This is a genomic window from Variovorax rhizosphaerae, from assembly GCF_037889975.1.
Taxonomy (GTDB): Bacteria; Pseudomonadota; Gammaproteobacteria; order Burkholderiales; family Burkholderiaceae_C; genus Variovorax; species Variovorax rhizosphaerae.
Genome location: NZ_JBBKZT010000004.1, coordinates 319,154 through 334,723 on the forward strand (window position 1 = coordinate 319,154; position 15,570 = coordinate 334,723).

General features: G+C 65.8%; 14 protein-coding genes and 2 riboswitches. Of the genes, 12 read left to right on the forward strand and 2 right to left on the reverse strand.

Annotated features, from left to right (window positions below):
* Nucleotides 1-26: 26 nt before the first annotated feature.
* A riboswitch (glycine riboswitch) is annotated at nt 27-135 on the reverse strand.
* A 3-nt stretch (nt 136-138) separates the two neighbouring features.
* A riboswitch (glycine riboswitch) is annotated at nt 139-239 on the reverse strand.
* A 2-nt stretch (nt 240-241) separates the two neighbouring features.
* Nucleotides 242-445, reverse strand: coding sequence for a hypothetical protein (locus WKW82_RS10680; protein WP_340342264.1), 204 nt, complete (start codon nt 443-445; stop codon nt 242-244).
* 165 nt (nt 446-610) lie between these two features.
* On the opposite strand from WKW82_RS10680, the gene WKW82_RS10685 reads away from it, so the two are divergent.
* The 10 genes from WKW82_RS10685 to WKW82_RS10730 all read left to right on the forward strand — a co-directional run bounded on the left by WKW82_RS10685 (nt 611) and on the right by WKW82_RS10730 (nt 11,724).
* Nucleotides 611-1,288 (forward strand): TetR/AcrR family transcriptional regulator, encoded by a 678-nt coding sequence (locus WKW82_RS10685; protein ID WP_340342265.1) that lies wholly within the window; start codon nt 611-613, stop codon nt 1,286-1,288.
* Between the two features lie 44 nt (nt 1,289-1,332).
* Nucleotides 1,333-3,129, forward strand: coding sequence for an acyl-CoA dehydrogenase C-terminal domain-containing protein (locus tag WKW82_RS10690; protein ID WP_340342266.1), 1,797 nt, complete (start codon nt 1,333-1,335; stop codon nt 3,127-3,129).
* Between the two features lie 30 nt (nt 3,130-3,159).
* Entirely contained in the window at nt 3,160-3,597 is a 438-nt protein-coding gene (locus WKW82_RS10695; RefSeq protein ID WP_340342267.1) for a DUF2147 domain-containing protein, read from the forward strand.
* Between the two features lie 21 nt (nt 3,598-3,618).
* Nucleotides 3,619-6,018 (forward strand): 3-hydroxyacyl-CoA dehydrogenase/enoyl-CoA hydratase family protein, encoded by a 2,400-nt coding sequence (locus WKW82_RS10700; RefSeq protein WP_340342268.1) that lies wholly within the window; start codon nt 3,619-3,621, stop codon nt 6,016-6,018.
* Between the two features lie 11 nt (nt 6,019-6,029).
* Complete coding sequence (locus WKW82_RS10705) at nt 6,030-7,229, forward strand: acetyl-CoA C-acyltransferase (RefSeq protein WP_340342269.1); 1,200 nt, start codon at nt 6,030-6,032, stop codon at nt 7,227-7,229.
* Nucleotides 7,230-7,333: 104 nt separating this feature from the next.
* The gene (locus WKW82_RS10710; RefSeq protein ID WP_340342426.1) at nt 7,334-8,164 is read left to right on the forward strand and encodes an acyl-CoA thioesterase; all 831 of its coding nucleotides are present in this window, start codon (nt 7,334-7,336) and stop codon (nt 8,162-8,164) included.
* Between the two features lie 142 nt (nt 8,165-8,306).
* Complete coding sequence (locus WKW82_RS10715; protein WP_340342270.1) at nt 8,307-9,047, forward strand: SDR family oxidoreductase; 741 nt, start codon at nt 8,307-8,309, stop codon at nt 9,045-9,047.
* 23 nt (nt 9,048-9,070) lie between these two features.
* Nucleotides 9,071-9,664 (forward strand): 2-hydroxychromene-2-carboxylate isomerase, encoded by a 594-nt coding sequence (locus tag WKW82_RS10720; RefSeq protein ID WP_340342271.1) that lies wholly within the window; start codon nt 9,071-9,073, stop codon nt 9,662-9,664.
* 149 nt (nt 9,665-9,813) lie between these two features.
* Nucleotides 9,814-10,593 carry an enoyl-CoA hydratase gene (locus WKW82_RS10725; protein ID WP_340342272.1) on the forward strand — a complete coding sequence of 260 codons (780 nt, stop codon included), beginning with the start codon at nt 9,814-9,816 and terminating at the stop codon, nt 10,591-10,593.
* A gap of 156 nt (nt 10,594-10,749) precedes the next feature.
* Nucleotides 10,750-11,724: a tripartite tricarboxylate transporter substrate-binding protein gene (locus WKW82_RS10730; RefSeq protein WP_340342273.1), complete on the forward strand. Its 975-nt coding sequence runs from the start codon at nt 10,750-10,752 to the stop codon at nt 11,722-11,724.
* A gap of 79 nt (nt 11,725-11,803) precedes the next feature.
* Here WKW82_RS10730 and WKW82_RS10735 read toward each other — a convergent pair whose 3' ends face one another.
* Nucleotides 11,804-12,226 carry an acyl-CoA thioesterase gene (locus tag WKW82_RS10735; protein ID WP_340342274.1) on the reverse strand — a complete coding sequence of 141 codons (423 nt, stop codon included), beginning with the start codon at nt 12,224-12,226 and terminating at the stop codon, nt 11,804-11,806.
* Nucleotides 12,227-12,266: 40 nt separating this feature from the next.
* On the opposite strand from WKW82_RS10735, the gene WKW82_RS10740 reads away from it, so the two are divergent.
* Together WKW82_RS10740 and WKW82_RS10745 are read left to right on the forward strand one after the other, a co-directional pair.
* Nucleotides 12,267-14,291, forward strand: coding sequence for an ABCB family ABC transporter ATP-binding protein/permease (locus tag WKW82_RS10740; RefSeq protein WP_340342275.1), 2,025 nt, complete (start codon nt 12,267-12,269; stop codon nt 14,289-14,291).
* A gap of 23 nt (nt 14,292-14,314) precedes the next feature.
* Nucleotides 14,315-15,256, forward strand: a complete 942-nt coding sequence (locus WKW82_RS10745) for a 2-hydroxyacid dehydrogenase (RefSeq protein WP_340342276.1) — start codon at nt 14,315-14,317, stop codon at nt 15,254-15,256.
* Nucleotides 15,257-15,570: the final 314 nt, after the last annotated feature.

Sequence of the window (15,570 nt, forward strand, 5' to 3'; positions counted from 1 at the left end):
GGAGGTCCTTTGAAATGATTTCAAAAGCCGCTCCCCCTGTCCTTGTTACCTGAGAGTTTCGACCGCCGCGCCCGCGGGGGTGTTGCTCCTTCGGTGCATCGGGCGTGTGCCCGATGGCTCTCCAGACGGCGATATCGATGGGTGCAGTACATGACCCGGTGAGGGGTCGACCTGAGCGTTCATGGGAGTTTGCGCCTTCGGTGGAGCGGCCTGGCCGCTCGCTCTCCTGCAGCCGCGAATTCTAGGGTGGCCGGTCCGGATCTCCAAAGGGAAACGTTGCAAGCCCTGACGTTTCGACACGGATGTGGCCTTGCAGCACCACATGGGCGAACCCGGCATCACCGGACTGCAGGGCCTTCGCGAAATCGACCGGACCGAGGCCCGGCGCGTGACGCCGGTAGTCATTGCACTTCTGCCGCAGGCGCGACGACGGCACGTTGGGCATCGCGGGCGAGGCAGCTTCAGCAACGCACCGCCGGGTCGCGGGGGTGTCGTCGAAACCTGCCGACCCGCGCAATAGTCCACCAAATGACGGGGGCTTTGCGCTTCTGTCTTGATTGGTTTGGCTGCAAAATAGCACGACCGTTCGTTTTATTGAATTCAACAATCCATGTCCGCCACCGCCGTGTCCGCGAAAGCCTCGCGAACCGCCCAGAAGGGCCAGCAGACCAAGGCCGCCATCGTCGATGCGGCGCTCAACCTTGCCGCCCAGATCGGTCTCGAAGGCCTGTCGATCGGCGCCGTGGCCGAACTCACGCAGATGAGCAAGTCGGGCGTCTTCGCCCACTTCGGCTCGCGCGAGGAACTGCAGATCTCGGTCGTCCGCGAGTACCACGCCCGCTTCGAGCAGGAGGTGTTCTACGCCGCCATGCCGGCACCGCGCGGCCTGCCGCGGCTGTGCGCCATGTTCGACAACTGGATGAAGCGCACCTCGGTCGAGATCGATTCGGGCTGCATCTACATCAGCGGCGCTACCGAATTCGACGACCGCCCAGGGCCCGTGCGCGATGCGCTGGTCGAGTCGGTCAGCATCTGGCAGGCGGCCATGTTCCGTGCCGTGCAACAGGCCACGGCCGAAGGCCACTTCCGCCCCGACATCGACGAGCGCCAGATCGCCTTCGAGATCCATGGACTGATCCTCGCGTCGCACTATGAAGCGCGCTTCCTGCACACACCCGGTTCCATCGAGCGAGCGCGCAAGGGCTTCGAAAACATCATCAACCGCTTTGCGACCCCATCAGCACCGCGGCTCTCCCTCACGCAGCCGTCGCCCACGCGCCAAGGCTGATTCCCTTTTCCTTTACCAATAAACCTGCTCAGGAGCTTTCGCACATGCCTTCCTACACCCCGCCGCTGCGTGACATGCAATTCGTGCTGCATGAAGTCTTCCATGTCGCCGACGAATTCAAGGCCATCCCCAAGCATGCCGATACCGACGTCGACACGATCAACGCGGTCATCGAGGAAGCCGGCAAGTTCGCTGCCGAAGTGACCTTCCCGCTGAACATCTCCGGCGACGAAGAGGGTTGCACGCTCGACAAGTCCACGCACGAAGTCACAGCGCCCAAGGGCTTCAAGGAGGCGTATGCGCAGTTCGTCGAAGGCGGCTGGCCGGCGCTGTCGTGCAGCCCCGAGTTCGGCGGCCAAGGCCTGCCCTACGTGCTGAACCAGTGCTTGTACGAGATGCTCAACAGCGCGAACCAGGCCTGGACCATGTACCCCGGCCTCTCGCACGGCGCGTACGAAGCACTCCAAGCCCACGGCACGGACGACCAGAAGAAGACCTACCTGCCCAAGCTCACCAGCGGCGAATGGACCGGCACCATGTGCCTGACCGAGCCGCATTGCGGCACCGACCTGGGCATGCTGCGCACCAAGGCAGAGCCCCAAGCCGACGGCACCTACAAGATCACCGGCAACAAGATCTTCATCTCGGCCGGCGAACACGACATGGCCGAGAACATCATCCACCTGGTGCTCGCGCGCCTGCCGGACGCGCCCAAGGGCAGCAAGGGCATCAGCCTGTTCGCGGTGCCGAAGTTCAACGTCAAGGCCGACGGTTCGCTGGGCGATCGCAACCCGATCTTCTGTGCCGGCCTCGAACACAAGATGGGCATCCACGGCAATGCGACGGCGCAGATCGCCATCGACGGCGCCATCGGCACCATGGTCGGCGAACCCAACAAGGGCCTGGCCGCGATGTTCGTGATGATGAACGCCGCCCGCCTGGGCGTGGGCAACCAATCGCTCGGCCTGACCGAAGTGGCCTACCAGAACGCGCTGGCCTATGCCAAGGACCGCATCCAGATGCGTTCGCTCTCCGGCGTGAAGGCCAAGGACAAGGATGCCGATCCGATCATCGTGCACCCCGATGTCCGCAAGATGCTGATGACCGCCAAGGCCTACGCCGAAGGTGGCCGCGCGCTGCAGGTCTTCTGCACGCTGCTGCTCGACAAGGAACACCACCACCCCGACGAGAAGGTGCGCAAGGACTCCGGCGAACTCGTCGCGCTGCTGACGCCGATCGTCAAGGCCTTCATCACCGACAACGGCCACATCGCGACCAACGCCTGCATGCAGGTCTACGGCGGCCACGGCTTCATCAAGGAATGGGGCATGGAGCAGTACGTGCGCGACAACCGCATCAACATGATCTACGAAGGCACGAACACCGTGCAGTCGCTGGACCTGCTGGGCCGCAAGGTGCTGTCGAACAACGGCGCGTCGCTGAAGAAGTTCGGCAAGCTGATCGGCGCGCTGGTCGCGGAAGAAGGCGTCAACGAGAAGATGAGCGAGTTCATCACGCCCATCGCCGTGCTCGGTGAACAACTGACCAAGCTGACGACCGAAGTGGGCTTCAAGGGCTTCCAGAACCCCGACGAAGTGGGCGCTGCCGCGGTGGACTACCTGCGCGTGGCCGGCCACCTCGTGTTCGGCTACCTGTTCGCCCGCATGGCGCAAGTGGCGCTGCGCGAGATCGCGGCCGGCAACACCGACCCGTTCTACGTCGGCAAGCTGCAGACCGCACGCTTCTACTTCGCCAAGCTGTTCACCGAGACCGCCACGCTGATGCGCAACGCGCGCACCGGCAGCAAGGTGTTGATGGACACCGACGCGGCGCTTGCCTGATCCACGGATTTCAATAACGAGGGGACGACCATGAAAAAGCTTGCACTGACAGCCATCCTTTTCGCAGCCACCGCCACGTCCGCCTTCGCGCAGATGACGCCGGTGGGCGCCTGGCAGACCATCGATGACAAGACCAACGAGGTCAAGTCGCAGATCCGCATCACCGAATCCGGTGGCGTGGTGAACGGCCGCATCGAGAAGCTGCTGCGCAAGGACGCCAAGCAGGATGCGGTGTGCGACGAGTGCAGCGACGACCGCAAGGGCAAGCCCATGGTCGGCCTTGAGATCATCCGTGGCGCCAAGAAGGTCGAGGGCAAGGACGTCTGGGAAGACGGCAAGATCCTCGACCCCGAAAACGGCAAGAACTACACGCTTCGCCTGACCCCGATCGAGGGCGGCAAGAAGCTGGAAGTGCGCGGCTCGGTGCTCGGCATCGGCAGAACCCAGACCTGGGTCCGCGTGCAGTAAGAAACATCAGACGGAAATTCAATGTCCCGATTTCAAGTGAAGAAAGTCGCCGTGCTCGGCGCCGGCGTGATGGGCGCGCAGATTGCTGCGCATCTGGTCAACGTCCGAGTGCCGGTGGTGCTGTTCGATCTCGCGGCCAAGGAAGGCCCGAAGAACGGCATCGTCACGCGCGCCATCGACAACCTCAAGAAGCTCAAGCCCGCGCCGCTCGGCGATGTGGCCGATGCATCGCTGATCGAAGTCGCCAACTACGACGACAACCTCGACAAGCTCGGCGAATGCGACCTGGTGATCGAGGCGATCGCCGAGCGCATGGACTGGAAGCTCGATCTGTACAAGAAGATCGCGCCGCATGTGTCGAAGCACGCGATCCTGGCCTCGAACACCTCGGGCCTGTCGATCACCAAGCTCAGCGAAGCGCTGCCTGAAGCATTGAAGCCGCGCTTCTGCGGCATTCACTTCTTCAACCCGCCGCGCTACATGTTCCTGGTCGAGCTGATCAACACGCCGACCACGCAGCCTGAAGTGCTGGACCAGCTCGAAGCCTTCGTGACGAGCACGCTCGGCAAGGGCGTGGTGCGCGCGCATGACACGCCCAACTTCATCGCCAATCGCGTTGGCATCGCCGGCATGCTGGCGACGCTGAAGGAAGTCGAGAAGTTCGGCCTGACGCCGGATGTGGTCGACGACCTGACCGGCAAGAAGCTGGGCCGCGCGAGCTCGGGCACTTTCCGCACGGCGGACGTGGTGGGCCTGGACACGCTGGCCCATGTGGTCAAGACGCTGCAGGACAACCTGGACGAGAAGAGCGATCCGTTCTATCCGAACTTCGCGACGCCGCCGGTGCTGGCCAAGCTGCTGGAACTGGGCAAGCTGGGGCAGAAGACCAAGGGCGGCTTCTTCAAGAAGGTCGGCCGCGACATCCTGCGCTTCGACCTGGCCAAGGGCGACTATGTGCCTTCAGGCGACAAGGCTGACGAGGTCTATGGCCGCATGCTGAAGAAGCCGGCTGGCGAGCGCCTCCGGTTGCTGCGCGAGAGCGAAGGCCCGCAAGGCCAGTTCCTCTGGGCCATCCTGCGCGACAGCTTCCACTACGCGGCGATTCATCTCGCGACCATCGCCGAGAGCGCGCGCGACATCGACTTCGCGATGCGCTGGGGCTTCGGCATGAAGCAAGGTCCGTTCGAGCTGTGGCAAGAGGCCGGCTGGACGCAAGTGGCCAAGTGGATCCAGGAAGACATCGATGCCGGCAAGGCGCTGACGACGGCGCCGCTGCCGAAGTGGGTGTTCGAAGGCCCGGTCGCGGAAGCCGGTGGCGTGCACACGCCTGAAGGTTCGTGGAGCGCTTCGGCCAACAAGTTCGTGGCGCAGCGCAAGCTACCGGTGCATGAGCGCCAGTTGTTCCCGGAAAGCGTGCTCGGTGCCAATGCGCCCGACGCGAACAAGGCCGGCACGACCATCAGCGACGAAGGTGACGTGCGCGTCTGGACGCTCGATGGCGAAGTGCTCATCGCCAGCATCCATTCGAAGATGCATGCGATCAGCCCTGACGTGGCTGAATCGCTCGCCGCAGCGGTCGATCTGGCCGAAGCGGAATACAAGGGCCTGGTGATCTGGTCGCCGGACGAAATGTTCTCCGTCGGCGCCGACCTGCAGGCGATGCTGCCGGCCTTCGTGGTCGCCGGCATCGGCGCGGTCGAAGGCGCGGAAGAGGCGCTGCAGCAAACCATGCTGAAGATCCGTTACAGCAGCGTGCCCGTGGTGTCGGCCATTCGCGGCCTGGCGCTGGGCGGTGGCTGCGAGCTCGCCGTCTACTCGTCGAAGCGCGTCGCCGCGATGGAAAGCTACATCGGCCTGGTCGAAGTCGGCGTTGGCCTGATTCCCGGCGCGGGCGGCCTGACCTACATCGCACGTCGCGCGGCCGAGAACGCTTCGGCATCGACCGGCACCGACCTGCTGCCCTTCCTCACCGAGGGCTTCACCGCCGCGGCGATGGCCAAGGTCGGCACCGGTGCACTCGATTCGAAGAAGCTCGGCTACCTGCTCGACAGCGACGTGATCGTGCCGAACAAGGACGAACTGCTCTACGTGGCGCAACAGCAGGTCAAGGCCATGGCCGACGCCGGCTACCGCGCCCCGCTGCGCCGCAGCTTCCGCGTGGCCGGCCGCAGCGGCGCCGCAACGATCAAGGGTTCGCTGGTCAACATGCGTGACGGCGGCTTCATCAGCGCCCACGACTTCCACATCGCCAGCCTGATCGCCAACGTGGTGACCGGCGGTGACGTCGACGCCGGCTCGCTGGTGACCGACGAATACCTGATGGCGCTGGAACGCAAGGCGTTCTGCTCGCTCATCGTGCACCCCAAGACGCAAGAGCGAATCATGGGGATGGTCCGCACCGGCAAGCCCGTGCGCAACTAAGGACAGATTCAATGAGCAAGCAAGTTCAAGACGCCTACATCGTCTCCGCCACGCGCACGCCGATCGGCAAGTCGCATCGCGGTTACTTCCGCAACTACCGCCCCGACGACCTGCTGGCGACCACGCTGAAGGCAGCGTTGGCGGCCGTGCCCAACCTCGACCCGAAGGCCATCGAAGACATCATCTGCGGTTGCGCGATTCCTGAGTCGCAGCAGGGCCTCAACGTCGCGCGCATCGGCGCGGTGCTGGCCGGCCTGCCGACCAGCGTCGGCGGCATCACCGTGAACCGCTTCTGTGCGTCCGGCCTCTCGGCCGTGCAGATGGCGGCGGACCGCATCCGCGTGGGCGAAGCCGACGTGATGATCGCGGCCGGCGTGGAAAGCATGAGCATGGTGCCAATGATGGGCAACTCGCCCTCGCTGTCGCCCTCGATCTTCGAGCGCGAAGGCGACGTGGGCATCGCCTACGGCATGGGCCTGACCGCCGAGAAGGTGGCGCAGCAGTGGAAGGTGAGCCGCGAGGCGCAGGACGCGTTCGCGCTGGCCTCGCACCAGAAGGCATTGGCCGCGCAAGCCGCCGGCGAATTCGCCGACGAGATCACGCCGATCGAGGTGACCGACCGCACGCCTGACCTCGCCACCGGCGAATCGATCGCGAAGAAGCGCATCGTCAGCCTCGACGAAGGCGCGCGCCCCGACACGACCATCGAAGGCCTGGCCAAGCTGCGCACGGTGTTTGCGGCACGCGGCACGGTGACGGCGGGCAACAGCTCGCAAACGTCCGACGGCGCCGGCGCGCTGATCATCGCGAGCGAGAAGGCGATCAAGCAATACGGCCTGACGCCGCTCGCACGCTTCGTGAGCTTCGCCAGCAAGGGCGTGCCGCCGCACATCATGGGCATCGGCCCGATCGAGGCGATCCCGGCGGCGCTGCGTTATGCGGGGCTGAAGCACGAGGACATCGACTGGTTCGAGCTGAACGAAGCCTTCGCGGCGCAGTCGCTTGCCGTGATGAACACGCTGGGGCTGGACCCGAGCAAGGTGAACCCGATGGGCGGCGCGATCGCCTTGGGACACCCGCTCGGCGCGACCGGTGCGATCCGTTCGGCCACCGTGGTGCACGCACTGCGCCGCAAGAACCTGAAGTACGGCATGGTGACCATGTGCGTAGGGATGGGCCAAGGTGCCGCCGGCATCTTCGAGAGAGTGTGAGTTTGAAAAAGGGCGCCGCGAGCGCCCTTTTTTGACGCCGAAGCAGCGTGCTCGGCGTCACCTCCATGACCGTCTTCCAAAGCCAACCCATGCAAACTGACGAAATGACCGCCACCCACAATTTCGACAAGGCCCTCGCGCTCACGCCGGGCACGCAGAGGGGCCACTTCGCCGGCACGACCAGCCCGGACTACTGGAACATGGTGGGGCCGTTCGGCGGTACCACGGCGGCGATCGTGCTGCAGTCGGTGCTCTTGCATCCGGAGTTGCTGGGTGCGCCGATCGCGATCACGGTCAACTACGCGTCGGCCATCGAAAGGGGCGCGTTCGAGGTGCAGGCCACCCCGGTGCGCACCAATCGCTCCACGCAGCACTGGACCATCCACATCACGCAGGCCGATGCCAACGGCGAGCAGCAGGTCAACACCACGGCGACCGTGGTCACGGCCGCGCGCCGCGAGACCTGGCGTGCCAGCGACATCCCGGTGCCCCAGGTGCCGCCGCCGGCCGAGGTCGCGCGCATGGGCATCGGGCCCTCAGGCGTGGCCTGGCTGAACCATTACGACATGCGACCCATCAGCGGGCATGTCCCCACCAAGTGGGACGGCAGCGGCGACCACAGCGAAACCCGCATCTGGCTGCGCGACGCCGAGCCGCGTGCGCTGGACTTCGCTTCGCTCGCGTCGATGAGCGACATGTTCTACCCGCGCGTCTGGTTGCGTCGCGCCAAGCATGTGCCGGCCGGCACGGTGTCGATCACGACCTATTTCCACGCGGGCAAGGCCGAACTGGCCGAGGTGGGCACGGGCTACCTGCTGGGCCGTGCCACTGGGCAACGGTTCCACAATGGCTTCTTCGACCAGGCCGCGCAGTTGTGGAGCGAGGCCGGAGAATTGCTGGCCACGAGCAACCAGATCGTCTACTTCAAGGAGTGAATATGGCCCCCACGTTCGGCACTTCGTGTCCTCTCTGCCCCCCGAGGGGGCGCTCGCTTGCTTGGGGCGGCCCGGCGCGGCGCTCGAGCGTGGCCCCCACATTCGGCACCTCGAATCCTCGCCGCGGAGAGGCACTCGTCGCATGACCAAGACCGCACTCATCGTCGGCGCCGGTGACGCCACCGGCGGCGCCATCGCCCGCCGCTTCGCCCGCGAAGGTTATGTCGCCTGCGTCACGCGACGCAGCCTCGACAAGCTGCAGCCGCTGGTCGCGCAGATCGAGGCCGATGGCGGCACGGCGCGCGCATTTGCTTGCGACGCGCGCAAGGAAGAGGAGGTGGTCAAGCTCGTGGAAGACATCGAGTCGACCATCGGCCCGATCGAGGTGATGGTCTTCAACATCGGCGCCAATGTGCCCGAGAGCATCCTGAACGAGACGGCGCGCAAGTACTTCAAGGTGTGGGAGATGGCCTGCTTCTCCGGCTTCCTCAACGGCCGTGAAGTCGCGAAGAAGATGGTCGCGCGCAATGTGCCAGAAGGCGCGCAACGCGGCACGATCATCTTCACCGGTGCCACTGCATCGCTGCGCGGCGCCGCCAACTTCGGCGCCTTCTCCGGCGCGAAGATGGCCCTGCGCGCATTGGCCCAGGCGATGGCGAGAGAACTCGGCCCGCAGGGCATCCACGTCGCGCACGTCGTGGTCGACGGCGCCATCGACACCGAGTTCATCCGCAGCAACTTTCCCGAGCGCTATGCGTTGAAGTCGGAGGACGGCATCCTGAACCCCGACCACATCGCCGACATGTACTGGATGCTGCACGCGCAGCCGCGCGACGCGTGGACGCACGAACTCGACCTGCGCCCCTGGTCCGAGAAGTTCTGAACACCAAATCAACGGAGGACGACATGACCAAGACAGTGGATTTCTATTTCGACTTCGGCAGCCCCGCCGCCTACCTGGCCGCCACGCAACTGCCGCACATCGCGGCCGACACGGGCGCCACGATCACCTGGAAGCCGATGCTGCTCGGCGGCGTGTTCCAGGCCACGGGCAACCATTCGCCGGTCGAGATCAAGCCCAAGGGCCCTTACATGACGGCCGACCTGCAGCGTTATGCCAAGCGCTACGGCGTCGCCTACAACCACAACCCGCACTTCCCGATCAACACGCTGCTGTTGATGCGCGCCGCCACCGGCATCCAGGCGCAGCAGCCTGAGCGCTTCGCGGATTTCGTCAAGGCGATCTACACCGCCATCTGGGTCGACGGCAAGAACATGAACGACCCGGCCGTCGTCGGTGGCGTACTGCAGACTGCCGGCTTCGACCCCGCCGCCGTGCTCGCGCTGGCCAACGCGCAAGCGACCAAGGACCAACTCAAGGCCACCACCCAGGAGGCCGTCGAGCGCGGCGTGTTCGGCGCGCCGACGATGTTCGTTGGCAACGACATGTTCTGGGGCCAGGACCGGCTCGATTTCGTCAGAGAATTTCTGGGCGCGTGAATGAATCTGTTGCGCGGTTCGATCTTGCGACTGCGGTCCTCACCGTACCGGGGTACGGCTCCGGTCCTCCTCCCGACGTCGAGCCGCTCGCTAGGATTTCTTCACGCACCCAGGGGCACTTAACTACCTTGAATTGAAACGGACTCACCATGAGCGACATCCTCGTCCACACCGAATCCGGTGTGATGACCCTGACCTTCAATCGCCTCGATCGCAAGAACTCGATCACCGGTGCGATGTACAACGCGCTGTCCGACGCACTCGACCAGGCCAGCGGTGACGCCGCCGTGCGCACCGTGCTGATCCAGGGTGACGCGACCATCTTCAGCGCCGGCAACGACATCGGCGATTTCATGGCCCAGTCCGCCAAGCCGGTGGCAACGACCGACGGCGAGTCGCCGGCGATCCGCTTCCTGCGTGCCATCGCCTCCTTCCCGAAGCCGATCGTTGCCAGCGTCTGCGGCCCGGCCGTTGGTGTCGGCACCACGCTGCTGTTTCATTGCGACATCGTGGTGGCGGGCGACAACGCGGCCTTCTCGATGCCCTTCGTCAACCTCGGCCTGGTGCCCGAGGCCGCGTCGAGCCTGCTGGCGCCGCAGATGTTCGGCTACCACCGCGCTGCCGAAGCATTGCTGCTGGGCGAGCCCTTCATGGCCGAGGCCGCGCTCGAAGTGGGGCTGGTGAACCGCGTCGTGCCGCCGACCGAAGCCAACGGCATCGCACAGGCGCAGGCGCGCAAGCTGGCCGCCAAGCCGCTGTCGGCGTTGGTCGAGACCAAGCGCCTGCTCAAGATGGGCCAGCAGCCCGCCGTGCTGGAGCGCATCGGCGTGGAGAGCATGAGCTTCGCGCAGGCGATGCGCGCGCCGGCGGCGAAGGAAGCCTTCTCGGCCTTCATGGAAAAGCGCAAGCCGGACTTCTCCAAGGTCTGAGCCAGTCGGGTGGCGGTACATCAGCGGCGCTTGTGTCGCTTCGCAACCCGGTTGGCTTGAACGGGGGCTGCGGGCGAGCGCGCTGACTCGTCGGTCCAGACAGCGGGTGCCGCGCGGTTTAGAGTCCGTGGCACAACAACTCCGGGAGACGACCCCATGACCCTCGACAGACGACAGGCCCTGGCCGCTGCCACGGTGCTTGCCATGCTCGGCAGCATCGCCCATGCGCAAACGCCCACACTCGAAGGCGGCACCCTCAAGATCGTCGTGCCTTACCCGGCCGGCGGCACCTCCGACCGCGCCGCGCGCCTGCTGGCCGATGCCATCGCGCCGAAGTTGGGCGTCACCGTGATCGTCGAGAACCGCGTCGGCGCTGGCGGGCGGCTGGCCGCGCAGCAGGTCTACAAGGACACCACCGGCCAGAACCTGGTCCTGCTGGCCAACCCGGCCACCATGCTGGTCGCGCCGCTGGTGTTCAAGGACAACGGCTACGACCCGGACAAGGACTATGTCGCGCTCTCACAGATCACGAGCTACGACTTCGGCGTGGCGGTCGGCCCGGCCGTGCCGGTGCGCGAGTTCGGCCACCTGCGCGCCTGGATGCAGGCCAATCAGGACAAGGTCGCGGCCGGCGTGCCCGCGACCGGCAGCTTGCCGCACTTCTTCGGCCTGATGCTCGGCGACAAGATGGGCATCAAGATGCCGGTCGTCGGCTACAAGGGTTCGGCGCCGCTGATGAACGACCTGATGGGCGGCCACGTGCCCATCGCCTTCGATTCGCTCGATGCGCTGGAGCCGCTGGCCAAGACCGGCAAGATCAAGATCCTGGCTGTGTCCGGCGTGCGCCGCGCGCCGACGCTGCCGGATGTGCCGACCTTCAAGGAGGCCGGGCTCGACCTCTCGGCCTCGGGCTGGAACGTGGTCTATGCCGCGGCCTCGATGCCAGCCGCGCGCCAGCGCACGATCGCCACAGCGATCCAGCAATCGATGGCCGACCCGGCCTTGCAGGCCCGTTTCAAGTCGGCCGAGATGGTGCCCGTGGCGAGCAGCAGTGCGCAGACCGTGGCGATGCTGGCGGCGTACAAGGCGCAGTGGGCGCCGGTGGTGAAGAACTCCGGTTTCCAGCCCTGAGGCAACGCTGAATCAATCCCCGTGATGCGAGGGTTTGTGCGACGCACGAGGCGCTCGCTCCGCGCCATCCCGCGCGCAGTCAGCCCTGCTCGATCGGCCGTGGTCGGCCGTTCTCGTCGATGGCGACGTAGGTGAACGTCGCCTGCGTCACCTTGATGTATTCGCCCTGCGTGCGGAAGCGCTCGGCGAATACCTCGACCGTCACGGTGACGGAGGTGCGCCCGATCTTCACCAGCTTCGAGTAGAAGGACAGAATGTCGCCCAGCCGCACCGGTTGCTTGAAGATGAACTCGTTGACGGCCACGGTCGCCATGCGGCCCTTGGCAAAGCGCGCCGGGATCACCGAGCCGGCCAGGTCGCACTGGGCCATGACCCAGCCGCCAAAGATGTCGCCGTTGGCGTTGCAATCGGCCGGCATCGGGATGACCTTGAGCACCAGGTCCATGTCGGTCGGCAGGCTTTTGAGGGTGGTGGCTGCGTTGGCGCTTGGAGAATGGGACATGGGCACAATCTGGTGAAAACAACAGCCACGATTGTCTTCCATGCGCCGAAGCGGCGAAACACTATCTCACCCATCGCACGCCGGTTCCCACGCACCGGCGCGCAGCGATCGCTCCGATTGGGCGACGCTGCGCCGCCTGTTTCCCTACCTGTGGCAGTACAAGTGGCGAGTGCTCGCGGCGCTTTCCTTCATGGTGGGCGCCAAGGTTGCCAACGTCGGTGTGCCGGTGCTGCTGAAGAACCTGGTCGACACCATGACGCCCAAGCCCGACATGGCGCAGGCGCTGCTGGTGGTGCCGATCGCCTTGCTCGTCGCCTATGGGTTGCTGCGCTTCTCGACCTCGCTGTTTGGTGAACTGCGCGAACTGGTCTTCGCCAAGGCCACGGAAGGCGCGGCGCGCAGCATCTCGCTGGAGGTGTTCCGGCACCTGCATTCGCTGAGCCTGCGCTTCCACCTGGAGCGCCAGACCGGCGGCATGACGCGCGACATCGAGCGCGGTACACGCGGTGTGCATTCGCTGATCTCGATGTCGCTCTACAGCATCGTGCCGACGATCATCGAGTTGACGCTGGTGCTGACCATCCTCGGCGTGAAGTTCGATTCGCTGTTCGTCTGGATCACGGGTGTGGCGCTGGTGCTCTACATCGGCTTCACCGTGACGGTGACCGAATGGCGCACGCAGTTCCGCAAGACCATGAACGAGCTCGACTCGGTGGCGCAGAGCCGCGCAGTCGATTCGCTGCTCAACTACGAGACGGTCAAGTACTTCAACAACGAGGAGTTCGAGGCGCATCGCTATGACGCGAGCCTGGACCGCTACCGCAAGGCCGCCATCAAGAGCCAGCGCACGCTGAGCATGCTCAACACCGGCCAGCAGATGCTGATCGCGGTGAGTCTGGTGCTGATGCTGTGGCGCGCGACTTCGGGCGTGGTCGAAGGGCGCATGACGCTGGGCGACCTCGTCATGGTCAACGCCTTCATGATCCAGCTCTACATCCCGCTGAACTTCCTGGGTGTGATCTACCGCGAGATCAAGCAGAGCCTGACCGATCTCGACAAGATGTTCGTGCTCATGGAAAAGGACCGCGAAGTGCGCGACGCACCCGACGCAAAGCCGCTCCGACTACTCCCTCTCCCGCCAGCGGGAGAGGGCCCGGGTGAGGGTGCCGCCCCCGACGCGACAGTCCGCTTCGAAGACGTCAGCTTCGCCTATGAGCCCGCGCGCCCCATCCTGAAGCACGTGAGCTTCGAGATCCCTGCAGGCAAGACGGTGGCTGTGGTCGGGCCGTCGGGCTCCGGCAAGTCCACGCTGGCGCGTCTCATGTACCGCTTCTACGATGTCGGCATTGCGCCCCCGCCATCGCCCGCTCCGCGCGGGTCCGAGTCCCCCGACGGACCCGCGGTCGGCATCGCGCTTTCCCAGTCGTCCGCTTCGCGTGGCGCCTTGCCTGCCACGGGTGCGTCCGCCGGCCTGGATCAGCCCGCCGTCGGCGCTGGCCGCATCACCATCGGCGGGCAAGACATCCGCACGGTCACCCAAGCCAGTGTGCGCCAGGCCATCGGCATCGTCCCGCAGGACACCGTGCTGTTCAACGACACGGTCGAATACAACATCGCCTACGGCCGGCCGGGTGCCACGCATGACGAGGTCGTGGCGGCTGCCAAGGCCGCGCGCATCCACGACTTCATCGCCGCCACGCCCAAGGGCTATGCCACGCCGGTCGGCGAGCGCGGGCTCAAGCTGTCGGGTGGCGAGAAGCAGCGTGTCGCCATCGCCCGCACGTTGCTGAAGAACCCGCCCATCCTCATCTTCGACGAAGCCACCTCGGCGCTCGATTCCGCCAACGAACGCGCCATCCAGGCCGAGTTGCAGAGCGCTGCGCAGAACAAGACCACGCTGGTCATCGCGCACCGGCTTTCGACGGTGGTCGATGCGCATGAAATCCTGGTGCTCGAAGGCGGCGTCATCGTCGAGCGCGGCACCCATGCCGGCCTGCTCGCACAGGATGGCCGCTATGCCCGGATGTGGGCCATGCAGCAAGTCGAAGCCACACCTGTCCTCTAGTTTCCCCAGGAGCTGATCACCGAATGTCCGACAAGATTCCACTGCTGGTTGCGACCACGCTCTCCAGCGAACACCAGGCCCGCCTCGCCGAGCGGTATGACATGCGCTACGCGCCCACCGCCTCGGATCGATCGGCCGCCATTGCGGCGCACGGGGCGGAATTCCGCGTGCTGCTGACCATCGGCGTGCTCGGCGTCACTGCGGCCGAGATCGAGGCCATGCCCAAGCTGGAACTGATCTGCTGCATGGGCGCCGGCTTCGAACTGGTCGACCTGGACGCCGCCCGCGCGCGCGGCATCGTGGTCGCGAACGGGCAGGGCACCAACGACGACTGCGTGGCCGACCATGCCTTCGGCCTCGTGATTGCGGCGGTGCGGAACTTCCGCATGCTCGACCAGAAGTGCCGCGAGGGCGTGTGGCGACTCGCGATCCCGCAGCCGCCCAATGTCTCCGGCAAGCGCCTGGGCATCCTCGGCATGGGCACCATCGGCCAGAAGATCGCCCGGCGCGCAGCCGGTTTCGACATGCCGGTCGGCTATCACAACCGCACGCCGAAGGCCGAATCGCCGCACCCCTACTTCGGCAGCCTGAAGGCGCTGGCGGAATGGGCCGACGTGCTGGTGTGCGCCGCGCCCGGCGGTCCGGCGACCAGGCACATCGTCAACGCCGAGGTGCTCGACGCGCTGGGGCCGCAAGGATTTCTGGTCAATATCGGACGCGGCAGCGTGGTCGACACCGATGCACTGGCCGCGGCCCTGCGCGACCAGCGCATCGCCGGTGCCGGGCTCGACGTCTACGAGAGCGAGCCCAAGCGCCCGGAGCAACTCATCGGCTTCGACAACCTCATCCTCACGCCGCACCTGGCCGGCTGGTCGCCGGAGGCGACCGAGGCTTCGTTCCTGCGCTTCCTGGCCAATGCCGAGGGGCATTTCGCCGGGCGCGGGGTCGTCACCTCGGTCCGCTAGCCGCAACGCGCGCGAGGCTTCATGCGGCGCGCGAGTCCGCCGCATCATGGGCATCCTGCGCAGCATCGAGACCCACGCGGCGTCGTCGAGGCTCACCGGTGACTTGGCGGCTGCCCAAGTCGGCGGCCGCTGGCGGACCGTCCCAGGCGGCGCTGGCGCATGGCGTCCAGTTGCCAGCGACCCCCCGCAGGTGGGCCCGCCGCTGCCCCCAGCCCCTCGACGGGGCGCCCGACGGCCCATTGCTTCCACGGCCGCCCACGAACGGGTCCGCATTCCCCGTCTTGGTGCCGCCGGCTGGCTCCTTCCATGAAACC